Origin of the sequence: Duganella sp. sic0402, assembly GCF_019219065.1 — a bacterium.
Classification (GTDB): Bacteria; Pseudomonadota; Gammaproteobacteria; order Burkholderiales; family Burkholderiaceae_D; genus Rugamonas.
Genome location: NZ_JAHUWK010000001.1, coordinates 430937 through 453795, shown reverse-complemented (window position 1 = coordinate 453795; position 22859 = coordinate 430937). Strand labels below are relative to the sequence as shown.

The window sequence follows — 22859 nt, the reverse complement described above, 5'->3', positions numbered from 1 at the left end:
TAGTTGTCTGATGACGAATCCGTCAAGATTGCCGAAGCCCGACACGGTTCGTGCTAGCATCGTCCATCTTCGGACATTGCAAAGAAATGAGACTCAAACTGATCCTTGGCGACCAGCTGAATCATCAGCACAGCTGGTTCAAGCGCACCAGCAGCGACGAAGTATTCGTCATGATGGAAATCCGGCAGGAAACCGATTATGTGCTGCACCATGCACAAAAAATCATCGCCATCTTCGCCGCCATGCGCGATTTTGCGTGGCGTCTGCACGAGGCCGGCCACCAGGTCCACTACCTCACCATTGACGATGCGGCCAACCGACAGTCCCTGCCGGCCAACCTCGACTACCTGCTGGCGCACTACCAGGCCACCGAATTTGCCTGGCAAGCGCCGGACGAGTGGCGGCTGGACCAGCAGCTGTCCGGCTATGCCGCAGGCCTGCCGATCCCCGCCCGGATGGACGACACCGAACACTTTTACACCACGCGCGACGAGGCGGCCCAGCTTTTCGCCGGCCGCGAGCAATGGCTGATGGAGCATTTCTATCGCCGCATGCGCAGCACGCACGGGGTGCTGATGTCAGGCGCCGGGAAACCGGCCGGCGGCCAGTGGAACTACGACCACGACAACCGCGAGGCCTGGCACGGCATTCCCTGGGAGCCTGCCGACCTGCGCGTCATGCACGACCACAGCGTCCTCTGGCAAACCATCCAGGCGTCCGGCGCCAAGAGTTTCGGCGAACCGAACGCGGCCAATTTCGGCTGGCCGCTGAACCATGAGGAAGCGTTGCAGCAGCTGGAGCAGTTCATCGCCACCGCCCTGCCCCACTTCGGCCGCTACCAGGATGCGATGAGCATCAAGGCCTGGCGCCTGTTCCACTCGCTGCTGTCATTTGCGATGAACGTCAAGCTGCTGTCACCGCGCACCGTGGTCGAACGTGTGGAAGCCGCCTGGCGCAGCGGTGCGGCGCCGCTCGAATCGGCCGAAGGTTATATCCGCCAGATCCTGGGCTGGCGCGAGTACGTGCGCGGGATTTACTGGCAGCGTATGCCCGGCTATGAACAGTTGAACGCATTCGGCCATCAGACACCATTGCCATGGTGGTTCTGGGATGGGAATACACGCATGCGCTGCCTGGCGACCGCGATCGGACAGTCCTTGCAGCACGCGCACAGCCACCACATCAACCGGCTGATGGTGATCGGGAATTTCGCCTTGCTGGCGGGCTTGTCGCCGCAAGCGCTGCACCAGTGGTATCTGGGGATTTATATCGACGCCTTCGAGTGGGTCGAGCTGCCGAACACCCTGGGCATGAGCCAGTTTGCCGACGGCGGCTTGCTGGCGACCAAGCCCTACGTCTCCAGCGCGGCCTACATCGACCGGATGAGCGATTACTGCAAGGGCTGCCACTACGACAAGAAGGCGCGGCTGGGAGAACGCGCCTGCCCGTTCAATGCCCTGTACTGGGATTTTTTCGACCGCAACCGGCACCAGCTGGCCAGCAATCAGCGGCTCGGCATGGTCTACCAGCAGCTGCAACGGATGGATAAGGATGCGCTGGCGGCAGTGCGTGCACACGCCGCAGACTTGCGCAGTCGCGTGGAAGAACTTTAAGTGCTGCCGCGCTGGATCAATTCAAAGCCGGTATTGACCACGCGTTGCGCGGCTGCTGCGCTGGCGCCGGACAAACGGTCCAGCAAAGCCTGTGCTGACAGCGCGCCGATCTTGGCGCCATCCACCTTGACGGTGGACAGCGGCGGATTGGTGTAGGCGGAAAAATTCAGGTCGCCGAAGCCCATGATGGCCAGGTCTTCAGGCACGCGCAGGCCGCGGCTTTGCGCTTCGATCAGCACACCGTGCGCCAGCGTGTCCGAGCTACAGAAAATCGCATCCAGTTCCGGATGCGTATCCAGCAGCTGCACCGCGCCCTTGCGCCCCAATGGCAAGGCGCCCGGCGCCTGCACCACATGCGAGGCGATGACGTTGACGCCCTGCCTGGCCAGCGCCACCTGGAAACCCTGGGTGCGCTGCCCGGCGCGCGGATCGTTCGCGGTCAGCATGCCAAAGCGGCGGTAGCCCTGTTTCAGCAAATGCTGGGCGCAGGCATGGCCCACTTCTTCGTGCGAAAAGCCGATCGCCATATCGATCGGATGCTGGGTCAGATCCCAGGCTTCCACCACCGGGGTACCGATCTGCATCAGCCTTTGCCGGGTGCTGTCGGTGTGCAGCGCGCCGGTCAGGATCACGCCGTCCGGACGACGGCTCAGGATGGTTTCGACCAGTATCTCTTCGCGCCAGGTTTCATAGCCGACGATACCCAGCAGCAGCTGATAGCCGGCCGCCGTCAGGCGGTCGGTGGCGCCCTGCACCATGTCGGCAAAGGTCTGGGTGGAAATCGTCGGCAGCACCAGCGCCACCAGCTTACTGCGGCTGGAAGCCAGGCCGCCGGCCAGCATGTTCTTGACATAGCCGGTGCGCTTGACCGCTTCCTGCACCTTGGCCAGCGTGGCCGGCTTCACCAGATTCGGTTCGTTGAGTGCCCGCGACACGGTAATCGGCGAGACGCCCGCCGCCTTGGCGACATCGATCAGGGTGACGGGAGTTGCGGGCATCGTTTCTTTCAGGATGTTGGTAGCGTAATCATTCTATCTAATTGACATCTGCACCACAACTGCCGCGCGCAGGTACAATTGCGCGACAAATAACAAACAGGGGAAACGATGAAAAAAGCCGTGTTTGCCGCCATCATGCTTGCCGCGCTGACGCATACCGCCAGCGCACAGCCAGAGCCGCGCACCGGCTCAGCGCTTACGCACCGCACCTGGACGCCGGACAACAACAACGGCACCTTCACCAATCCCCTGTTCTACGATGAGTTCTCCGACCCCGACCTGATACGCGTCGGCGAATGGTTTTACCTGACCGGCACCACCATGCACGCCATGCCCGGCCTGCCGGTGCTGCGCTCCAGGGACCTGGTCAACTGGGAATTCCTCAGCTATGCCGCCGAGCGGCTCGACTTCGGTCCGGCCTACCGGCTGGAGGATGGCAAGAATATCTATGGCCAGGGCATCTGGGCGCCCAGCCTGCGCTACCGCAACGGCGTGTTCTACATCTTCACCAATGTGAATGGGCGCAGCACGCAGATTTACTCGGCCATCAATCCGCGCGGCCCGTGGACGCACTGGGAGATGAAGCGCAGCCTGCACGACCTGTCGGTGCTGTTCGACGATGACGGCAAGGCGTATGCGGTGTGGGGACACCAGGATATGCACATCGCCCAGCTCACCGACGACCTGCTGGACATCGTGCCCAGCACCGAGCAGGTGCTGTTTTCCAAGACTGACGGCATGGGCGAAGGCGCGCACTTCTACAAGATAGGCGGCAAGTACTACATCCTCAGCGCCAATTATGCGGGCGGTTTCCGCATGCCGGCGGCACGCGCCAACCACGTCTTCGGCCCGTATGAAGTGAATCCGGCGATCAGCAAAGATGAGGGCTTTGGCCTGGTCCGCGGTTACCGGCTGAAGAACAAACAATATCCGTTCGAGGTGGTCCCGCCGAATCCGGCCTCGCGCGATGCGACCGCCATGCACCAGGGCGGCATCGTGCTGACCGAGGCCGGTGAATGGTGGGGCTTTTCGATGATGGACTATAACTCGGTGGGCCGCCTGCTGAGCCTTGCGCCGGTCACCTGGCAGGATGGCTGGCCGTATTTTGGACTGCCGGGCAACCTGGGACGCAATCCGCGCACCTGGGTCAAGCCGCGCACCAAGGAGGCGCAGCAGATCCGCGTGCCTTTCGTACGCAGCGACGATTTTTCCGAGCCTGCGCTGAAACCGCTATGGCAGTGGAATCACGTCCCGGTGGAGGATAAATGGTCGCTGAGCGAGCGGCCTGGTTTCCTGCGTCTGCATACGCTGCACGCGGAAAGCTTCTGGGATGCGCGCAATACCTTGACTCAGCGCGCCATCGGTCCAGTCTCGTCGCCCACGGTGGTGCTGGACGCCAGCGGCCTGCTGGACAACGACGTGGCCGGCCTGGCGCTATTGAACCTGCCCTATGCGACGCTGGGTGTGGCGCGCAAGGACAGCAAGCTGTCACTGGTCCTGTTCGACCAGGCGCGTAACCGCAGCACACAGATCGCCATCGGCGCCAAGCGTGTCTGGCTGCGCGCCGAGTGCGACTTCCTGAACGAGAAAGCACGCTTCAGCTATTCCATCGACGGCCAGAACTTCCAGCCTATCGGCGACGAGTTCACCATGATCTTCCAGCTGACCACCTTCCAGGGCGTGCGCTACGGCCTGTTCGCCTACAACACCGGCAAGCAGCAAGGCGGCATGGCGGACTTCGACAGCATCGACATCCACCAGCCTTATCCGCGCGGCCTGATGCGCGCCATCCCTTACGACAAGCAGATCCAGCTGAAAGCCGCAGTCGGCCGCGCGCCGGCGCAGCCGCTGAATGTCACCGTACAGGACATGGGCCTGGGCCGGGTCGCACTGCGCTCCGGCGATAACTACCTGAGCGTCGGCCTGGATGGCGGCGCCACGCTGCAAGCCACGCGCCCCGGCGTCGCGCACAGCTTCCAGTGGATGGAAACGCCGACCGGGGAGTTGATTCTGATGTCACTGCTAACCAACTTCTACCTGCGCATCCATCCCCAAACCGGCGCACTGATCGCCGACAGCCCCGGCCCCATCCCCGACGGCAGCGATGGCGTGCGCTTCATCTGGACCACGCCCAATTGAGATCGGTCCCATCAGCGCCCAGCCGCCGCTCAGGGGACCACAGTCACGAACAGATAGACCGCGCATATCGTCAGCAGGACGGTGCCCTGCATGATGGTGGTGCGGCCACCGGTCAGTGACAAGGAGGCGACAATCAGCGACAGCACCAGCAGCACGGTCGATTTGATGTCGATGCCCAGTGTCAGCGTCCAGCCATTCAGCAGTGCGACGATGGCTACGCACGGAATCGTCAGGCCGATGCTGGCCAAGGCCGAGCCCAATGCCAGATTCAGACTGGTTTGCAGGCGATTGGCGCGGGCCGCCTGGTATGCGGCGATCCCTTCCGGCAGCAGCACCACGGCGGCGATGATGATGCCGACCAGCGCTTTCGGCGCTCCCCAGCTGACCACCGCCGCTTCCAGCGATGGCGACAGCGACTTGGCCAGCAGCACCACGCAGCCCAGGCAAGCCAGCAGCAGCGCGCCGCTGATCCAGGCCATGCGCGCTGGCGGCGCCGGGGCGTGGTCGTCTTCATGCGCGACTGGTTGCTGCGGCAGGAAGTAGTCACGGTGACGCACGGTCTGCACCAGCACGAACGTACCGTACAGCACCAGCGAAATCACCGCGATAAAGATCAGCTGGCTGGTATTGTAGGAAGGACCAGGCGTGGTGGTGGTGTAGTTCGGCAGCACCATGGTCAACACCGAAATTGCCGCTAATGTGGCCAGTGCGGCCGAGACACCGGTTGCAGTGAAACTCTGTTCGCCGTGCTTGCGCCCACCGACCAGCAGGCAGATGCCGACCATGCCGTTCAGTATCAGCATAACGGCGGCGTACACGGTATCACGTGCCAGACCGGTGGTCTCGGCGCCGCCGGCCACCATCAGCGAGACAATCAGCGCCACTTCAATCGAGGTCACCGCCACCGCCAGCACCAGCGTGCCGAACGGCTCGCCTATCTTGTGCGCTACCAGTTCGGCATGGAACACCGCCGCCAGCACACCAGCAAACAGGCACACCGCCAGCACGGTCAACATCAGCACGCCAGGCGCGCCCTCGCCGCCCAGCAGCGACTTGGCGATCAGCGCCAGCCAGCCTAAAACAGGTGCGGCAATGGTCCACACAGGGAGGGTATTTTGTATTTTCATGGGCTATCTCTCTCTGGTAACAGGCCGGACAATAACATAGATAAGTCTTAAAAAGACTTAAGACGGCAAGGCCTCGCGCGCCGCCTGGCGGATCGCCTGCGTGGCCGGATGGCTGATGCGCCGCTCGGTGGTAATCGCATACACCTGCTCGCGCAGCGACGGTATGGTGCTCAGCATGATCACGCCGTACTGGGCGCAAATGGTGTCCGCGATGGCCGCCGGCGCGAAGAACAGCCCGGCGCCCGATTGGCCGAAGGCCTTGATCATGGCGCTGTCATCGAATTCGCCGACCACCCGCAGGCGTGGCACATGGGTGTGCAGCCATTGCATCAGCTTGGCGTGTACGGCCACGTCTTCTCCCGGCAGCAACAGCGGCGCGTGGTTCAGGCACTCAGGAAACGGGCCGCTCAGCGTATCCGCCAGCGCGGCAGTGGCAAACACGCCCAGCTCGCTCTCGCCCAGCAAGTGGCTGTAGGCGCGCACGCTCAGGTGGCTGGGCATGGCCCGATCGGTGATGATCAGGTCGAGACGGTGCACCGCCATGTCCGCCAGCAGCGCCGCCAGCCGGCCTTCGCGGCACACCAGCCGGGTCGGATCATCCAGCGTCAACGCCGGCGCCACCAGCTCGCAGGCGACCGCCTTCGACACCGAATCCGACACGCCAACGCGAAACACGCTGACCTGGGTTGCGGCCTGGTCGCGCACCACGTCCAGCAGCGCGTCGCCGGCACTGAAAATATCCTCGGCGTGGCGCAGGATGCGGTTGCCGGTGTCGGTCAGCTCCAGCCGGCGGCCAACGCGGCGGAATAATTCCACCCCCAGCGTCTCGGCAAATTCCGTCAGTTGACCGGAGATCGATTGTGGCGTCAGATGGAGCTGTTCAGCGGCCTTGGCGATGCTGCCGCTGCGCGCCACCATCCAGAAGTACCGCAGATGTTTGTAGTTGAGATTGGACATGGAAAGCAGATGCATCGATTTTTTGGATGATTTATGCAAATATATTCGAATTGTGCGATGAATTCCAGCTATCTATCATAGCCCCATTATTCAATAAGCCCGGAGAGCAATATGAACGGAATAGAAAGCATGGCAAGCGGCCCGATGTGGGCTGGCTTTATCGCCTTTGTGCTGGTGATGCTAGCCCTGGACCTATGGGTTTTCGGCGGCAACAAGGCGCACAAGGTATCGATCAAGGAGGCAGGCCTGTGGTCGCTGGGCTGGTTCTCATTGGCGCTGCTGTTCAACCTGGGCCTGTGGTGGCACCTCAAAGGCACGCTCGGGCCCGAAATCGCCGAACAGAAATCGCTGGAATTCCTGTCCGGCTACCTGATCGAGAAAGCCCTGTCGGTCGATAACGTCTTCATCTTCCTGCTAATTTTCTCGGCCTTCCAGGTGAAGCCCGAGTACCAGCGCCGGGTGCTGATCTACGGCGTGCTGGGCGCGATCGTGATGCGCGCCATCATGATCTGGGCCGGCGCCTGGGTGGTGAGCGAGTTCAGCTGGGTGCTGTACCTGTTCGGCGCGTTCCTGCTGTACACCGGTGTGCGCATGCTGAAGGCCGTGGACGAGGAGCCGGACGTGAAGAACAACCCGGTGCTGAAGCTGGCGCGCCGCACGCTGCCGGTGGCCGAAGGCGACCATGGCGAGAAATTCATCGTCTGGAAGGATGGCAAGCGTTACGTCACGCCGCTGCTGCTGGTGCTGATCCTGATCGAGGCCACCGACGTGGTGTTTGCAGTGGATTCGATCCCGGCGATCTTCGCGATCACCAATGATCCGTTCATTGTCTTCACGTCGAACCTGTTTGCGATTCTTGGCCTGCGTGCGCTGTACTTCCTGCTGGCTGATGTTGCCGACCGCTTCCACCTGCTCAAGTACGGCCTGGCACTGGTGCTGTGCTTCATCGGCGCGAAGATGCTGCTGTTGCCATGGCTGCACATTCCGGTGCATATCTCGCTGACCGTGGTGGCCACCCTGATCGCTGGCAGCGTCATCGCCAGCCTGTATTCGACCCGTAAGGAGAAATAAATGGATTGCCCAGTATGTAAGAACGTCAGCCTGGTGATGAGTGAGCGCCAGGGTATCGAAATCGACTACTGCCCGAGCTGCCGCGGCGTGTGGCTGGACCGGGGCGAACTCGACAAGATCGTCGAACGCTCGGTCGGCAATGTGGCCCCGCCGCCGCAACAGCAGCGTGCGCCTGATCCGCGCTATCAGCAGCAGGCGGGCCATGGCCACTATCCGCAGCACAAGAAAAAGCGGGAGAGCTTCCTCAGCGATATCTTCGATTTCTAAGAGGCTGAGGGAGCGCAGGCGCGGTATTGTAGAATTGCACCCCTTAGCGCGCCTGCCCTCCTCTTTAATGAAATCACTGTTTCTTCTGATTGCCGTCCTGTTGCAAGCTGGCTGCGCCAGTGTACCCAGCCGCGCCGACCTGAGCAAAGGGCCGACGCCGCACACCGTCTACGTGGTGCAATTTGGCTGGCACACCGCCCTGCTGTTTGACGGCAAGTCCATGCTGGCGCGCAGCCCGAAGCTGGCGGCGGATTTTCACGACCAGCGCTACATGATGGTGGGCTGGGGCGATGGCGAATATTTTGTGACCGAGCATCCGCCGTGGTCGAAAGCGGTCAAGGCGCTGGTGGCGTCCGACTACCCGGCGCTGCAGGTCGGCGGCCGGGAAACCAATCCGCCCCTGGGCGCGCAGGCGAGCGACACCGTTGCGCTGGCGGTCACCGAGCGCGGCTATCAACAACTGGTGGAATATATCGACCGCAGCATCGCGGCCAATCCCGATGGCAAGCCCATCTACCTGGGCAAGCAGAGCAACAGTCCCGAGCGTTTCTACCAGGCGACCGGCAATTACAGCCTGTTCAACAACTGCAATTCATGGCTGGCTGGCGCATTGCGCGCGGCCGAAGTGCCGATTTCAGGCTTTAATTTGACGGCGCGTAGCGTGTTCGAGCAGGCGGCGCGCATCGCGGCATTACAAAATGAAACCGCCACCGGCCAGCGAGCCGGCGGCGTATCAGGGAATTAAGCGGCTGGCGCTTTAGGCTTGCGCGGTGCGCGTGGTTTCTTGGGTTTTTCCGCGGCAGCTTCCTGGCCTTTGCCTTTCACGGATTCGATCAGCGCCGACACATAGGCATTGCGCGCAGTCTGGGCGATAGCGATCTGCTGTTGCAGACGCGCCAGTTCAGCATCGACCGCCTGCACGTTCATCGCCTGCGTTTTCGCGGCATCATTCAGGTTTTCCGAGGCGTACGCCGTTCCGTTGATCGTAATATATTGTGGCAGACTCATTATTTTCCTTGTTCTGATACTTGAATAGAAATCCAACCCAGAAAAAAAGCCGATCTATCGCTAGATCGGCTTTTTTCTGAATTCTGGTGGGCGTTGCAAGTATTGAACTTGCGTCCCTGCAGTGTGAAGCCATTGCTACCGTATTCCACGGTACGCAAAATTGTATCAGATTAGTCCTGAACTTTCATCGTGCAATGCCCGACTTTGTTGCGCACATGAAAAGTAGAATGCGCTCAGGAAATATCCGATAATCATCCACGGCGGAGCCGTTAGAACTTCAGTTCAAGATTTGCCCCCAGTTTCACCGAGCCCGGCGTAAGGCTGGCCTGGCGGCTGACACCGTTCACGTCCTCGTAGCGCGAGTAGCCGTAGTTGTTCTCGCCCAGCAGGTTGTTGGCGGACAGCCGCAGCTGTTGGCCGGGATTGAACTTGTACAGCCAGTACACATCCAGGTCGCGCCGCTGGAACAGGCGAACCGTCTGTTCAGCGGAAGTCCGCACCGGACTGCCCTGACGGTAGACGAAGCTGGCGCCGAAGGTCTGCTTGTCGGCGCGGTAGTCGGCGCCGAGGTTGGCTGACAGCGGCACCTGCTGGTCCAGCCGGTTGTCCGGGCCAGGTACCGTCTCGACCCGCGACCAGTTCTTATTAACGCTGGCGCGCAAATCCACATTAGGACCGTCCTTCAGCAATACCTTTAGTGGAAACTTCAGCTCGACGTCCAGCGTGCGCACGGTGGCCTTGCCATCGTTCAGCGGCTGGTTCAACCACAGGCCTCGATCGTCCTGCGTCAAGCGCGTACGGATGTAGTCGCGGATGCGGCGCTGCGAGGTTCCCACCGAAAACACCGCGCTGGGCGAAAAGAAATGCTCGTAGGTGAGGTCTATCCCGTTCGCCAGCTCCGGCCGCAGATTGGGATTTCCGCTGGAGTCGGGATTGAAACGGGTGTTCTCCGCCGCCTCATAGCGGCGCGCCGTCAACTGCTGCGTGCTGGGCGCCTTGTAGGTGCGGGTCAGCGCCAGCCGCAGCTGGCGGCCGCTCTTGTCCGGAAACTTGTAGAGCGTCTGCGCGACCGGCCCCAGCACATGGCTTTTCGACTGCGTCTCCACCAGGCCGGTGCCTTCGCTGTCGGTCCGTATCGCTTCCCAGCGCGCGCCCAGATAGACCGACCAGTCTTTCGTGAGGTTCCATTCATCCTGGCCAAACGCGGCATAACGCAGCACCCGCGGCTTGAAGCGCTCCGGGATAATGCGCGGCGTGGCCCCGACTATGCCTTCCACGCGCAGCACCTCATCCTCGGTGCTTTGCTGGTTGATCTCCCAGCCGGCGGCCAGCGCGTGCCCCTCGAACAGGGTGCGCGTGTACTTGCCGGTGCTGCCGATGGTATCGTAATCGCTGCGGCTGGTCGAATCGCGGTCCAGCACGATCAAGTTATCGGTGGTGGCCGATAGCGAGGTGCTGTCGTTGCTGACCTTGCCCTGCGTGATATTCAGCTTGGCGTCCAGCTTGCCGCCGCCCAGCTTGGCAATCCAGTTCAGCTCACCGCCGAAGAAGCGGGTACGCGACACGTTCTGATTGGTAAAGTCGACATAATCGGGATTGCCGAAGCGGCCGGTGGTTTCGTGGTAATGGGTTGCGCCGTCGCCGTTTGAGCGCCCCATTTGCAGGAAGGCGTTCGCGTTGAGCTGGTCGCCATCCGGCAGTTTCCAGTTCAAGCGCGGCTGCAGGCCGAGGAAGGCATTATTTGAACGATTCCGGCGCCACCAGTCGCGCTGCTGGGTCAGCGCCCCCTGCGGATTGGTGAAATCATCGCTGCCGCCACTCGGCGCATCGCGCAGCGTGCGGCCAGCCAGGCCGTTGACAAACCACGACAGATTGCCGCTGCGGTCGGCGAGCGTGCCAAGCAGAATGGCATCGCGCTGGTCGTCGGCATGCGACAGGTTCGCGCGCAGATCGCGCTGCGTCTTCGCCACCACCCGCTTCAGGACGATGTTGACGGTGCCGGCGATGGCCTGCATCGAGAATTCGGCGGATGCCGCGCGGACCACCTCGATGCGTTCGATCTGTTCCGGCGGCAGCGTGTCCAGCGAGAACCCTGGCGGCGGGCGCTCACCGTTGACCAGCACCTGCGTGTAGTTGCCCAGGCCGCGCATGCGGATTGAATTGCCGATCACGGTTACTCCTGGCGCGCGCTTGAGCACATCAAACACATTGGTATCGCCGTACTTCATGATCTCGGCGTTGGTGATGACGGTCTTGCTGGCCGTGTCGTCACGGCGCGGATCGTATTCCTCGGCTTGCGCCTTGATTTCCACTTTCTGGACCGGACTGTCCGCATCCTTGTCCGCCGCCTTGGCGGGGGCCTGCTGGGCCAGGGCCGTCCCGCTGCCCGCCACCGCAAGCGCGACGGCCAATACTAATTTCCGCTCTATTGCGTTCCCTTTGGATTCCGCCAATGGAATGGGTGTGACTCTCATGCAGTTAATCTTTCAATAAGATGGAGCAAGCCGCACTATAGCGAGAAATACATACGCTTGGTGATCTATGCGACGAACCGCTGATTAACGCGCCTGAACGGTAAATTCAAAAGATGAGGCTCCACCTGCGGCAGCGAGCAATTGAAAAAAACGGCCGCGAGGACCTCTTCGTACTCGATCATCAACGCCAGACCGGGCAGCAGTTTTCAGATCGCCGGCGGACAGGCTCTTCACGGTTTCCAGCGCCTTGCGCGCGGCTTCGCCGGCTTCGATGCCGTCGAAGCCCTTCAACGATGAACGGGAGAACTGGTGCCCCGACGAGGATTTGCACCCCGGACCAACACCTTAGGAACTGAAGCAAGCGCCGTTCGCCACCTTCTAACTGCGCGCCACGTCCACTTGTATGCGCATAGGATTGGAGGCTTACCTAATATGGGGCCGGCAGGTTCGGCTTCACAGTCGATCGGAGATGCCATGCTCAACCTCAATATTGCGGAACGTGCTCAACTTAGTACTGATGGTTCACTTTGGCATGATGCCAATGGACACGAAAGCCTTGTGGGGCTGACGTCTCGCGAATCGAAATTCGTTCTTCTTTATCAAAAAACATTCAATGATAGGCAAACTGCGGCACACCAAAACATCTATTCTCATCTCCGCCAAAAACACGCCGCAGCGCATGCCACTGTCTGCCTGTCCCGGGCAGGAGCCTTAGGAACACAAACCGAAGCCCTGTTGGATGAGGCACTTGCCGACAGCTTCCCGGCCAGCGATCCGGTGGCGATATCGATCACAAGCATCAACGTCGCACGCGCCCCTTAACGCGGCGAGATTCCAGCGTGCCGTGCCTGCGTGTTTCATTCGGGATCGGTGCGGTCATGCTAGCCGTGACGCGCAAATGCAGCGCGCGAGTGAAGCCAATGTTGCCTGACTTAAATCAAGTAATGTAACATCTCTTGCAAACATATTAATCGCCTCCATATGCTGTAGGTACACCGATTCTGATGCGGTAGCCACTTTGGTTTATGCCAAGCGATGTGCAAAACCATGAGGCAAATATGCATACCTATAGCCAAGAAGGAATCGACGCCTTTCGCGCCTACGCAATTGCGGCGGCCGAAGAACACGAGATGGCCCACGAGTTAGCTCAATGCGCCAAAATCGAAAAGTACTCACTTCTTGCGCCCGACCTTTTCACACGCGTAAACACAGCGCGCTCCAAAACGATTGCAGCTTTTAAGACAGTCGAGCGCTTTAAGAATTAGTTCAAAAACCACTACTGGCCTATGAGACTGGCCGCAGTAGTGCAGCGAGTCTCACCAATTCCAAAGGAGTCCATATGGACAGCAGAGTAGGAGTGCGCGCCTCATCGTACGATGGGTTCGATATCGAAGTAGCTGCCAGTTTGCGTGGAGCACTTTGGTACCCCGATTACCAAATTAAAAAGGGGAACGAAGTAATCTCCCATTGGAGTACGCCCGAGACCGACGGACGCCAAACCCATGACGCGGCTTGCGACTGGGGAGTTGCCTTGGCAACCGAAGACATCAAGATCGGCCTCAAGCAGATTTTTAGCTGATTATCATGTACACCAGAACCGATGCAAAAATGGCATGCATGGTCAACCGTGGTATTGCCCTTGATCCCACTAAAGGTGCTGCTACCGCCTGGGCCTATATGAAATACTATGCCGTCCCTCAGCAGGTCATCCTGAGGGTACTGGCAGAACCAGAGTTAAGGCGCCAGAGCGCGGTGAGTGAACAGCATGGAGAGAGTGAAGCCAAAGCTGATGGCAATTTCATTCACCTCTGGCGTGCGCCAACCTTTTGACCTGTAGAGAGTCCACTACTCGCCCGCTGCGGACTCTCAGAACTTGAACTCATCTCGCAGCCCGTGCCAGGTCAATTTTGAGCCTGTATATTTCAGGTGTGGCGCCCCATGCACGCAGTGGCTTGATGCCCGAGACCGCCGGCGGATCGCTTGCTGCTCCGCGCGCGGCAATAAAAAAAACCGCCAGCTTGCCCGGGCGGCCTCGCTGTTTCGATCAGCTATTGGTGGGAAGCTGGTCGCTAATGTACTTCACATATCGGACGTCTCGATTCCGATGAGTTGGCCTGGCTTTCGCCAGATTCTGAAATTCTTCCGGTCATCTTTACGGAGATTGACCGTTAGCGTCGCCCCGTGCTCGCCGGGCAGTGCGCAGCTATCCGTTTTCTCGACGGTTAAAACAGCCTCCCCTGGTTCAAGATAAAACTTCCCAGTTTCGCCTGCATTGAGCCTGGCCGCACTGACTTTATTGATAGTCAAGGCAATTGGGCAGACAACCCCTAACATGCCAGAGTCCCGCGTCACCGAAATAGAAACGGTCCGCTTTTCATTCTTCTCTTGAAAAGCAAATAGCCTTGAACTAGGAATGGGCGAAGCCTGGCTAACTGGCACTGGGGACGTCGCACATGCAGAAACAACCAAAGCGACGAGTGCGCACGTTGCAATACGTAACATTCATTACTCCGCAGTAAAAATTGCATTTTACTACCAACGCAATTCACGCGGATTTAGCCGCTGGCGGCGCACTTCATTTGTATGGCCAGGGGGCCGTGCTCGGGAGTTCGGCACGCACTGCACCGGCGCGGGGGCGGTCAACACCCCACGGTATCATCCACTCTTCAGTCACTCGCGCTGGCTTGTGCACCAACTCGTACTCGCTGAAAGCCGACTCCAACCGCTTGAGGCCCGGAGCGTCAAGCGCGACGTAATGCTCGCAGGTGATGGCAACGCCGGCCTGGCCCGCCGCCACGCGCAGCTCGAACGAGATGCAGTGATCAGGCAGCCCGAGCAGCACCTGCAGCGCGGGGTAGATTTGGTGCGGCGTCATGATGTCGCGCATGGTCACCTCGAATAAAAAAGCCTCCTGGAGGCGGCAAAGGCCCATCAGGGATGAACGGGAGAACTGGTGCGCGCCAGGAGTCGAACCGACGGCCTGCGGCTTCGGTGGGCAGCGCTCTTTCCGACTAAACTGCGCGCACATAAAAACAACTGAGCAGTTTGCTGTAGTCCAGTCGAGCTTGCATTCGCTACCTTGCGATCTAAAATCAATAAGATTGCGCTAACAAAAATTGGAGGGCCTATGGTTCAGTTTGAAGAAGATACGCGCGCCGCACTATTCGGCGCCGGCGTGCTGGTGATCGACGAAAACGGTAAAACTGTCTTCACAGGCCTGACCGCTATGGAGACAATGTTCGTATTGGATTTCGAAGAATCCGATCTGCGGGCCAATCTGGACAAAACCAATCTATTCCGTGAGCTGCTTGCGAAGTTCCACGCAGCGCGTGAACTTACCATTCAAAATGCGGCGCAACTGGCGCATGATCGGCTGAACAGATTCCGCAGCCCGCCGCCAGCACAGTGAAGTGCCATTGCCGCCCTGAGGTCTCATCCTCTGCGGTGGCTTCGGGATTAACGCAGGTTCGATAAATTTTTCACAGCTTAGAATTCGCTAGCCACATTAATATCGTTGTGCCAACTTGAACCGAGCAATTCCAACGAGCCAAGAGGAACGCCATGAAAATGCGTACTGATTTCGACATGTCGCAGACGATAGAGCATGGGCTAGTGGTTGATGATTTACATGGCTCGGTTGCAGCGTGGAACTACTTAGTCGAGCACGGTATCCCGACGCCAATCGCGCTACGCGTCCTATCTTCTACTAGCCGGCGGCGTCAGTCAGATCCAATCCATGGCGGTGACCAGCAATAGGCGCTCTTTGAAGCCGCAACTAGACGCTCAAATAGAAAGACCACCACAAGGGCGGTTCGGTTTGTGCTCCAGCGATGAAGGTCCTCATATATGCGTTATTAGGTTAATACAACCTTTTGCTGTACACTGGACGTCCAACCTCGGTACTTTGTCACCGTCCTGTTTCCTTCCTGTTTAGGCTTAGCCCATTCCTGTCCGATTCTCGACCTATGGCTCTACTTTAGAGTTGGGCTCATTCGTCCACAGCCAGGAGAAGCATATCAGTACACATACAGGAACTATCCATTGGTTTAGCAGGTTAAAAGGCATAGGCCAGATCAGGCCGAATGCCGGTGGCTATGATGTCATGGCCAACATCAGTGATTTCGTTGAAGCGCAGCCAGCAGGCTCGCTTGAACACAAGCTTGTCTCGTACAAGCTCGCCAACTCAGATTTCGGTGGACAAGCTCGACAAATCCACCTCGTACAAGGGGGCTAAGTCATGGCAAAAGAAGAACTCATTGAGATGCAAGGCGTTGTCCAAGACATCCTGCCCGACAGTCGTTTCCGCGTCGAATTGGAAAACGGCCACAATCTAATTGCCTACACCGCTGGCCGCATGAAAAAAAATTTCATCCGTATCCTTGCCGGAGACCGCGTCACCCTTGAACTGTCCGCATACGATTTAAGCAAGGGCCGGATCACGTTCCGTCATATCGACTCGCCCAGAGCAACGGCCTCTCGCCCGAACTTCCGAAACAGGCGCTGAGTTCGCCCCATAGCAACGTGCAGTAGCTGACGACTGACCTGCAGTTGAGGGTGACACCGATGCGCCACGACTGCAGCAACGCGCGCGGCGTCGCCTCCGCTCTTCCTGGATATAGGATGTCAATGCGTTACGGTTTGCATGGTGCTCACCCGTAAGCTATAGAAAAATGTTGCGCTCTGACATAATTCCTGAATGCAATATTCTGCCGCGATTATCACCGTCAACCGCCGAACTCTCGCTGCGATCCTGGTCGATTCTGAGAAAACCTATCCTGCACCAGGCGCGCGGCTGATTACCGACGCTCAGCGCTACTTCCCTACCCTTCCCGTCAGCCTCCTGTCCCCGCGCATCGGCGGCTTCTCGCGCAGCTTCGCGCACTTCGACACCACCAACATCATCAAGCATATCAAACTGGCTTGAACGTCGTCCAGCTGGCCGCCGACAACCTCTGGCCTTCGCAGGATCTTGATGTAAAGGTCGATGACAGGAAGAAACTCATGGCAGCGCAACTATAACGGCGGTTCCGCGGCGTCGACAAAGCGCAAGATCACCGTGCGCGCATTTTTAAGCCGTGTGTGCACCTTGCCTAGTGGTTCGGGTAACAAAGTTTGGAACATAAGCGTCAGGTCGGAATTCGTACCGTTTTCGAATCGAGCGATGGCTTGGGCTTGCGCCAACACTTGCGAATATGTTGAAGATGCCCGCGCCAACGAAGCAGCAACATTTTCTGGGATGGGTATCAGTGGAAGGAGGTCGTCCTGGTCCCAAGCCGCAGGCACCGAAAGTATCCGCATCAACTCCGCTGAAAAGTCGCTATTAGATACTGTAACTCCAGCTGTAAGCATCACTTCAACCAACTCGAGCGCATCACACATCAACTCTATGCTTGGCATGATCGATGCCCCCGCAATAACTGCGCGAGCATGCTCCTGCCTACTGTTCTTTCGCTCTGCAGCAGTGGCTAGCCAAACAGCGCTGAAGAAAGCAGCAATGGTGCCCATCGCTCCAGCCCAAGCCGCGCAATCGGCACTAGTCGAAGGCGGTGCGATGTAGAACTTAGCGGAAAAATACCCGATGAAGAACGCAACGAAACTTACAACAGATACGCCGACTAGCAATTTCAATATTTTCATGAGGAAATTTTAGCATGAGCGCAAACACCGAAACCGAGCTGGCCCCGGTAAAGGCCTGCTGCCGATGTGGCGATGACGTGGGTAGAGGGCAGTCTGATGGCCGTGAGCGTACAAGAAGAAAGCCAACCGTGGGCGAAGGAGGCGCAGGCTGGTATAGCGCCAACAAGTCCGATCCGTTCCAGGCCTGCTTCTGCGGCTGGCCGTCGAACCACCTGTGGATGGGGCAAGGCTTCTGCTGCGATGCGCATTACGATCAGGTGCGCCCCAAAGCGGCAGCTGAAGCGGCAGGCAAGACCGGCTTGCCGATTTTCGACGGCAAATCACCAATTATTGCGAGCGCCAGTCGTGATTGAGCTGTCCTAGATGGTCGACGGCTTAGGCGAAATCGTCCGTTTTGATGGTACCTCGCCCACAGCCCCACCGTCGATCAGCGCACTGGCTACGAGCTCAATGCGTGCTCGATGCGTGTCAAACAACTCCCGCGCGCAGCCGACGTTTTCGCGTTATCGCCGCCGAAGTGATCGTCGAGCGCTTCGTCTGAAATGAAAACCTAATGATATTCGCCACTCACAATGGCAACGAACCCAATACCGAGTCGATTGGCATCGTAGCCGGTTGCCCAGGCCGCCATATGTGGCGCGCTATTAACCGGCGCGCGGCGAGGCGAGGTGTTTAAGATCGAGAAGTCCCGCATTGGGAAGGACACGATTACATTCCCGGCGAGCAACCGTGAAATAAATTGCACCCAAAAATTACACCCAACAAAAAAGCCGATCTGTTTAAAGATCGGCTTTTTTGGTAAGTGATTGATTCACTTGGAATTCTTTGGTGGGAAGTGCAAGTTTCGAACTTGCGACCCCTGCAGTGTGAATGCAGTGCTCTACCCCTGAGCTAACCTCCCGTTGAGTGCCAGCATTATAGACCTTGCCTGCGGGAAGCGCAAGAGCCCCTCATGCTGATCTATGCCGCCTCGGCCGGGGCCGGCGGATTCAGCGATGCGGTCCAGATGCACTGCCCTTTGACCGCCTTGTCCAGCCCGGCCAGTGTGTCGGCGTGCGCTGCCAGTTCTTCTTCCGAGGCCGGCATGAAAATGATCTCAGCCATGGCCACCGGCTCCAGCATGTCACCGGTATTGACCACTTCTTCTTCCACATCCATGCCGAGGCTGTTCTGGCCACGGGTCATGGCCAGATAGACGTCCGCCAGCAGCTCCGCGTCCAGCAGCGCGCCGTGCAGTTTGCGGTGCGAGTTGGAGATGCCGTAGCGGTCGCACAGCGCGTCCAGCGAGTTGCGCTTGCCGGGATGCAGCTCCTTGGCCTGCACCAGCGTGTCGATCACGCCGCCGATGTGGTCGGAGAAATCCGGCAAATTCAGCAGCTTGAATTCGTGATTCAGGAAACCCAGGTCAAACGGCGCATTGTGGATGATGACTTCTGCGCCCTGGATATATTCGCGCAGCTGCTCAACAATTTCGCGGAATTTCGGCTTGTCGCTGAGGAACTCGGTGGTGAGGCCGTGGACGTTCAGTGCGCCCTCTTCCGAATCACGCTCCGGATTGATATAGAAATGGAGATTATTCCCCGTCAGCATGCGGTTGTTCAGCTCAACACAGCCGATTTCCAGGATGCGGTTGCCCAGCTTGGGGTTGATACCAGTAGTTTCAGTATCGAGTACGATTTGGCGCATAGTGTTCAGTCATTAATTCCAGCGGTACAGTATATCAGCGGCCGCGCGCCACTTCCACGCCACGGTTGGCCAGCATATCGGCACGCTCATTGCCCGGATGGCCGTTATGGCCACGTACCCAGCGCCACTCGACCGTATGCATTTGCTGCGCCGCATCCAGCGCCTTCCACAGGTCTTCGTTCTTGACCGGTTCCTTGGACGCGGTTTTCCAGCCGCGCGCTTTCCAGCCGTGTATCCATTCGCTGATGCCTTTTTGCACATACTGGCTGTCGGTGTGCAGCACCACCGTGCACGGACGTTTCAAAGCCGACAGCGCTTCGATCACCGCCTGCAATTCCATGCGGTTATTGGTGGTGTCGCGCGCGCCGCCGCAGATTTCTTTCTCGGCGCCCTCGGCCACCAGCAATGCGCCCCAGCCGCCCAGGCCAGGATTGCCCTTGCACGCGCCGTCGGTAAAAATTTCAACCTTATCCATCCTGCTGTTCCCGTCGTTTGTTCGTTACCGGCACGCCCACCGGGGCGTTGGCCGTTTTTCTGGTCCATGCCGGACCGATCAAGCGCATGCCTTTCACCCGCTTGACCGCTTGTATGATGTAGACGCCGCCAAAGTATGGCCACCAGCGCGACCCGGCATTATCCATGAAGGCGTAGCGCTTGAGCCATTTTTCTGTGCGGCAGGCCGGCGCATAGCAGCCGATATGGCTCTGGCTGGCGCTCATATTCAATAATTTTAACCAGTCTTTCATGCGCGGCATAGAGATCAGCTCTTCCGTCCTGGGCAGGAACGACGTGCCGCCGACGCGCCGCAGCACATGCCGCGCACCCCACAAGCTGGCCGGATTGAAGCCGCAGATGATGACCTGACCTTCCGGAATCAGCACCCGCTCGACTTCGCGCAATACCTGGTGCGGATCGGTGGAGAATTCCAGCACATGCGGCAGCACCACCAGATCGATGCTCTGCGATGCGAACGGCAGTTCGGTATAGTCCAGCGTCACATCGACCGCACGCAACGGGGGCTGAGCGGCGCGCACCTTGCGGTCGGCCAGCAGCTTGTAGGGCATGCGGCTAGCCGCCAGCGCATCGATTTGCGGCATGCCGATCTGCACCGCGTTGTAGCCGAAGATGTCGGCGGTCAAGTTATCGAGACAGCTTTGCTCCCAGGCGCGCATGTACACGCCAGCGGGCGTTTGCAGCCAGCCTTCCAGCGCTATAATGGATTTCTCCGCCCCCGCCTTATCCATGCTTAGCCTTTTGCAATCCAATGACCATATCTTCTACTCAAGCTCTCAGTATTCTTACGGTTCCAGCATTCCGCGATAATTACCTGTGGTTGATACATGATGGCACGCACGCCGCAGTGGTCGACCCCGGCGACGCCAAGCCCGTGCTGGCGGCGCTGAAAGCAAACGGCCTCAAGCTCACCGCCATTCTACTCACCCATCACCATGCTGACCATATCGGTGGCGTGCCTGAATTATTACAGCATTATCAGGTGCCTGTTTTCGGTCCGCGCAATGAAACTATCACTACAGTGACGCTGCCGGTCGGCGAAGGCAAGACCTTCGATGTGCCCGGCCTGGCGCTCAAGCTGTCGGTGCTGGATGTACCGGGACACACCATGGGCCACATTGCCTATGTGCGCGAAGCGGACGGCAATGAGCCGGCCTGGCTGTTCTGTGGCGATACGCTGTTTGCCGGCGGTTGCGGCCGCCTGTTTGAAGGTACGCCGGCGCAGATGATCAGCTCGCTGGGCAAGCTGGCGGCGCTGGCTGAGGATACCAAAGTGTATTGCGCGCACGAATACACCTTGTCCAACCTGCGCTTTGCGCGCGTGGTCGATCCGGACAATGTGGCGCTGCAAGAACGCGTAAAGGTAGAGACGGACAAGCGTGAGCACGATGTGCCGACGGTGCCAAGTACCATCGGCATCGAGAAGGCGACCAATCCCTTCCTGCGCTATCGCGAACCGGCGATTGCCGAACAACTGGTGAAGGCCGGGCGTCTCGATCGCATCGACACGCCCCTGGCGACCTTCACCGCGCTGCGCTTGTGGAAGAATGACTTCTAACCCACGTCACTCCCGCGCACGCGGGAGTCCATGCTGAGTATGGCTCCCCGCCTGCGCGGGGACGACGTTGTTAGATTTCTTCGTACAGCGGCAGCGTCAGGAACTCTTCAAACGCTTCCGAGGTCGACATCTTTTCGAAGATTTCGGCGGCGCGCGGATAAGTCGGGCCGTCGCCGCCTGGCGCGGCAGCCTGCACCTTGGCCAGCTCTTCCGGGATCATCGCACTCACCATCTCGGCCGTGACCTTGCGGCCGTCTTCCAGCACGCCTTTGCTGGAACGTATCCACTGCCACACTTGCGAACGGCTGATCTCGGCGGTAGCCGCGTCTTCCATCAGATTGTGAATCGGCACACAGCCATTGCCGGTCAGCCAGGCGCCCAGATAATGGATGCCGACGTTGATGTTGTAGCGCAGCCCGGCTTCGGTGATCGGCGCTTCCGGCTTAAAGTCCAGCAGCTGCTCGGCGTTGACTTCCACGTCCAGGCGCTGCTTGTCGATCTGGTTCGGCTTATCGCCCAGCACCTTCTTGAACTCGGCCATGGCCAGGTCGACCAGGCCAGGGTGCGCCACCCAGCCGCCGTCGTAGCCGTCGCTCGCATCGCGCGCCTTGTCGTTGCGCACGCCGCCCATGGCGATCTCGTTCTTCTCCGCATCGTTCTTGATCGGGATCAGCGCGGCCATGCCGCCGATGGCCGGCGCGTTGCGCTTGTGGCAGGTGCGCAGCAGCAGCAAGGCGTAGGCGCGCATGAATGGCGCGGTCATGGTGACCTTGGCGCGATCGGCCAGGCAGAAATCCTTGTCCAGCTTGAACTTCTTGATGCACGAGAAAATATAGTCCCAGCGGCCGGCGTTCAGGCCCGAGCTGTGTTCGCGCAGCTCGTACAGGATCTCATCCATTTCAAACGCTGCCAGGATGGTTTCGATCAGCACCGTGGCTTTGATGCTGCCTTGTGGCAGGCCGATTTCCTTCTGCGCCATCACGAAGATGTCATTCCACAGGCGCGCTTCCAGGTGCGATTCCATTTTCGGCAGGTAGAAGAACGGGCCGGCGCCGCGGGCGATCTGCTCTTTGGCGTTGTGGAACAGGAACAGCGCGAAGTCGAAAATACCGCCGGAAATACGCTTGCCGTCCACCCGCACGTGTTTTTCGTCCAAATGCCAGCCGCGCGGACGCACCACCAGTGTCGCAACCTTGTCGTTCAGCTTGTAGGACTTGCCGTTTTGTTCCAGCGCGATGGTGCCGCGCACCGCGTCCTTCATATTGATCTGGCCAGTGATCTGGTTGTCCCAGTTCGGCGTGTTGGAGTCCTCGAAGTCGGTCATATAGCTGTCCGCGCCCGAATTCAGCGCGTTGATGACCATTTTGCGTTCGACCGGGCCGGTGATTTCCACACGGCGGCACTCCAGCGCCTTCGGAATCGGCGCAATTTTCCAGTCGCCGTTGCGGATGTGCGCGGTATCGGGCAGGAAGTCCGGCCGCTCGCCGGCGTCCAGACCCTTGGCGCGCTCCACGCGCACTGCCAGCAACTGCTGACGACGCGACTCGAACTCGCGGCTCAGCTTGGCCACCAGCGCCAGGGCGTCCGGGGTCAGAATGGTTTCGTAGCCGGGCTTGATGTCACCCGTAATTTCCATGCCGGCTGGCAGAGTAATGGTCGTCATGTGTAGTCTCCGTAAAAAATATTAACGAATCAATCTCATTATATGCTTGTTGCATTGCGGTGTTTTTATAAAGTATATTCACTCGTTAGTTATACAAACAAGACTAAAAATCACTTCATCTATGCGTTTTAGTAAAAAGTGACGGAGA

Annotated in this window: 27 protein-coding genes and 1 tRNA gene; 14 read left to right on the top strand and 14 right to left on the bottom strand. The window is 59.1% G+C overall.

From position 1 onward, the window contains the following. The first annotated feature begins 86 nt into the window (after positions 1–86). The gene (locus tag KW842_RS01975) at positions 87–1613 is read left to right on the top strand and encodes a cryptochrome/photolyase family protein (RefSeq protein ID WP_218302405.1); all 1527 of its coding nucleotides are present in this window, start codon (positions 87–89) and stop codon (positions 1611–1613) included. Here KW842_RS01975 and KW842_RS01970 read toward each other — a convergent pair. After that, complete coding sequence (locus KW842_RS01970; protein WP_218302404.1) at positions 1610–2611, bottom strand: LacI family DNA-binding transcriptional regulator; 1002 nt, start codon at positions 2609–2611, stop codon at positions 1610–1612. The genes KW842_RS01975 and KW842_RS01970 overlap by 4 nt on opposite strands. A 108-nt stretch (positions 2612–2719) precedes the next feature. Between KW842_RS01970 and KW842_RS01965 the strand changes: the two genes are divergently transcribed. Next, the gene (locus KW842_RS01965) at positions 2720–4750 is read left to right on the top strand and encodes a glycoside hydrolase 43 family protein (RefSeq protein WP_218302403.1); all 2031 of its coding nucleotides are present in this window, start codon (positions 2720–2722) and stop codon (positions 4748–4750) included. Between the two features lie 29 nt (positions 4751–4779). Here the strand turns inward: KW842_RS01965 and KW842_RS01960 are convergent, their stop codons facing one another. Together KW842_RS01960 and nhaR are read right to left on the bottom strand one after the other, a co-directional pair. After that, entirely contained in the window at positions 4780–5877 is a 1098-nt protein-coding gene (locus tag KW842_RS01960; RefSeq protein WP_218302402.1) for a calcium:proton antiporter, read from the bottom strand. Between the two features lie 57 nt (positions 5878–5934). Beyond that, complete coding sequence (gene nhaR / locus KW842_RS01955; protein ID WP_218302401.1) at positions 5935–6834, bottom strand: transcriptional activator NhaR; 900 nt, start codon at positions 6832–6834, stop codon at positions 5935–5937. Between the two features lie 111 nt (positions 6835–6945). On the opposite strand from nhaR, the gene KW842_RS01950 reads away from it, so the two are divergent. From KW842_RS01950 to KW842_RS01940, 3 genes are all read left to right on the top strand, one after another. Beyond that, positions 6946–7905: a TerC family protein gene (locus tag KW842_RS01950; RefSeq protein ID WP_218302400.1), complete on the top strand. Its 960-nt coding sequence runs from the start codon at positions 6946–6948 to the stop codon at positions 7903–7905. After that, a complete protein-coding gene (locus tag KW842_RS01945; RefSeq protein ID WP_218302399.1) occupies positions 7906–8172 on the top strand; it encodes a zf-TFIIB domain-containing protein in 267 nt (88 codons plus the stop codon). Positions 8173–8239: 67 nt separating this feature from the next. Next, positions 8240–8917 carry a DUF2459 domain-containing protein gene (locus tag KW842_RS01940; RefSeq protein ID WP_218302398.1) on the top strand — a complete coding sequence of 226 codons (678 nt, stop codon included), beginning with the start codon at positions 8240–8242 and terminating at the stop codon, positions 8915–8917. Here KW842_RS01940 and KW842_RS01935 read toward each other — a convergent pair. From KW842_RS01935 to KW842_RS01925, 3 genes are all read right to left on the bottom strand, one after another. Beyond that, positions 8914–9180: a DUF6447 family protein gene (locus KW842_RS01935; RefSeq protein ID WP_218302397.1), complete on the bottom strand. Its 267-nt coding sequence runs from the start codon at positions 9178–9180 to the stop codon at positions 8914–8916. The genes KW842_RS01940 and KW842_RS01935 overlap by 4 nt on opposite strands. Positions 9181–9449: 269 nt before the next feature. Beyond that, positions 9450–11591 (bottom strand): TonB-dependent siderophore receptor, encoded by a 2142-nt coding sequence (locus KW842_RS01930; protein WP_218302396.1) that lies wholly within the window; start codon positions 11589–11591, stop codon positions 9450–9452. A gap of 147 nt (positions 11592–11738) precedes the next feature. Then, entirely contained in the window at positions 11739–11945 is a 207-nt protein-coding gene (locus tag KW842_RS01925; protein ID WP_218302395.1) for a hypothetical protein, read from the bottom strand. 183 nt (positions 11946–12128) lie between these two features. Here KW842_RS01925 and KW842_RS01920 point away from each other — a divergent pair, with 183 nt between their 5' ends. From KW842_RS01920 to KW842_RS01905, 4 genes are all read left to right on the top strand, one after another. Beyond that, positions 12129–12476: a hypothetical protein gene (locus KW842_RS01920; RefSeq protein ID WP_218302394.1), complete on the top strand. Its 348-nt coding sequence runs from the start codon at positions 12129–12131 to the stop codon at positions 12474–12476. A gap of 236 nt (positions 12477–12712) precedes the next feature. Continuing rightward, positions 12713–12919, top strand: a complete 207-nt coding sequence (locus KW842_RS01915; protein WP_218302393.1) for a hypothetical protein — start codon at positions 12713–12715, stop codon at positions 12917–12919. A 74-nt stretch (positions 12920–12993) separates the two neighbouring features. Further along, complete coding sequence (locus tag KW842_RS01910; protein ID WP_218302392.1) at positions 12994–13233, top strand: hypothetical protein; 240 nt, start codon at positions 12994–12996, stop codon at positions 13231–13233. Positions 13234–13238: 5 nt separating this feature from the next. Then, positions 13239–13484: a hypothetical protein gene (locus tag KW842_RS01905; protein WP_218302391.1), complete on the top strand. Its 246-nt coding sequence runs from the start codon at positions 13239–13241 to the stop codon at positions 13482–13484. A 249-nt stretch (positions 13485–13733) separates the two neighbouring features. On the opposite strand, the gene KW842_RS01900 is transcribed toward KW842_RS01905, so the two are convergent. After that, positions 13734–14156 (bottom strand): hypothetical protein, encoded by a 423-nt coding sequence (locus KW842_RS01900; protein WP_218302390.1) that lies wholly within the window; start codon positions 14154–14156, stop codon positions 13734–13736. Between the two features lie 73 nt (positions 14157–14229). Then, on the bottom strand, positions 14230–14541 hold the full coding sequence (locus KW842_RS01895; RefSeq protein WP_218302389.1) for a hypothetical protein: 312 nt from the start codon (positions 14539–14541) through the stop codon (positions 14230–14232). 240 nt (positions 14542–14781) lie between these two features. Between KW842_RS01895 and KW842_RS01890 the strand changes: the two genes are divergently transcribed. The 3 genes from KW842_RS01890 (at position 14782) to KW842_RS01880 (ending at position 16578) form a co-directional block, all read left to right on the top strand. After that, positions 14782–15063, top strand: a complete 282-nt coding sequence (locus KW842_RS01890; RefSeq protein WP_218302388.1) for a hypothetical protein — start codon at positions 14782–14784, stop codon at positions 15061–15063. Positions 15064–15891: 828 nt separating this feature from the next. Then, entirely contained in the window at positions 15892–16158 is a 267-nt protein-coding gene (gene infA, locus KW842_RS01885) for a translation initiation factor IF-1 (RefSeq protein ID WP_161006096.1), read from the top strand. Between the two features lie 192 nt (positions 16159–16350). Further along, positions 16351–16578 carry a hypothetical protein gene (locus tag KW842_RS01880; RefSeq protein WP_218302387.1) on the top strand — a complete coding sequence of 76 codons (228 nt, stop codon included), beginning with the start codon at positions 16351–16353 and terminating at the stop codon, positions 16576–16578. A gap of 89 nt (positions 16579–16667) precedes the next feature. Here the strand turns inward: KW842_RS01880 and KW842_RS01875 are convergent, their stop codons facing one another. Continuing rightward, on the bottom strand, positions 16668–17291 hold the full coding sequence (locus tag KW842_RS01875; RefSeq protein ID WP_218302386.1) for a hypothetical protein: 624 nt from the start codon (positions 17289–17291) through the stop codon (positions 16668–16670). Between the two features lie 14 nt (positions 17292–17305). Here KW842_RS01875 and KW842_RS01870 point away from each other — a divergent pair, with 14 nt between their 5' ends. Then, positions 17306–17644 (top strand): hypothetical protein, encoded by a 339-nt coding sequence (locus KW842_RS01870; RefSeq protein ID WP_218302385.1) that lies wholly within the window; start codon positions 17306–17308, stop codon positions 17642–17644. A 473-nt stretch (positions 17645–18117) separates the two neighbouring features. Here KW842_RS01870 and KW842_RS01865 read toward each other — a convergent pair. From KW842_RS01865 to KW842_RS01850, 4 genes are all read right to left on the bottom strand, one after another. Further along, positions 18118–18192, bottom strand: a tRNA-Val gene (locus KW842_RS01865). Positions 18193–18251: 59 nt separating this feature from the next. After that, positions 18252–18977, bottom strand: a complete 726-nt coding sequence (gene dnaQ / locus KW842_RS01860; protein ID WP_218302384.1) for a DNA polymerase III subunit epsilon — start codon at positions 18975–18977, stop codon at positions 18252–18254. 34 nt (positions 18978–19011) lie between these two features. Continuing rightward, positions 19012–19452, bottom strand: coding sequence for a ribonuclease HI (gene rnhA / locus KW842_RS01855; RefSeq protein WP_218302383.1), 441 nt, complete (start codon positions 19450–19452; stop codon positions 19012–19014). Continuing rightward, a complete protein-coding gene (locus KW842_RS01850; protein ID WP_218302382.1) occupies positions 19445–20221 on the bottom strand; it encodes a class I SAM-dependent methyltransferase in 777 nt (258 codons plus the stop codon). The genes rnhA and KW842_RS01850 overlap by 8 nt, the downstream gene beginning before the upstream one ends. Before the next feature lie 20 nt (positions 20222–20241). On the opposite strand from KW842_RS01850, the gene gloB reads away from it, so the two are divergent. Continuing rightward, entirely contained in the window at positions 20242–21048 is an 807-nt protein-coding gene (gloB, locus tag KW842_RS01845) for a hydroxyacylglutathione hydrolase (protein WP_218302381.1), read from the top strand. Between the two features lie 70 nt (positions 21049–21118). On the opposite strand, the gene aceB is transcribed toward gloB, so the two are convergent. Further along, positions 21119–22711 carry a malate synthase A gene (gene aceB / locus KW842_RS01840; RefSeq protein WP_218302380.1) on the bottom strand — a complete coding sequence of 531 codons (1593 nt, stop codon included), beginning with the start codon at positions 22709–22711 and terminating at the stop codon, positions 21119–21121. Between the last annotated feature and the right edge of the window lie 148 nt (positions 22712–22859).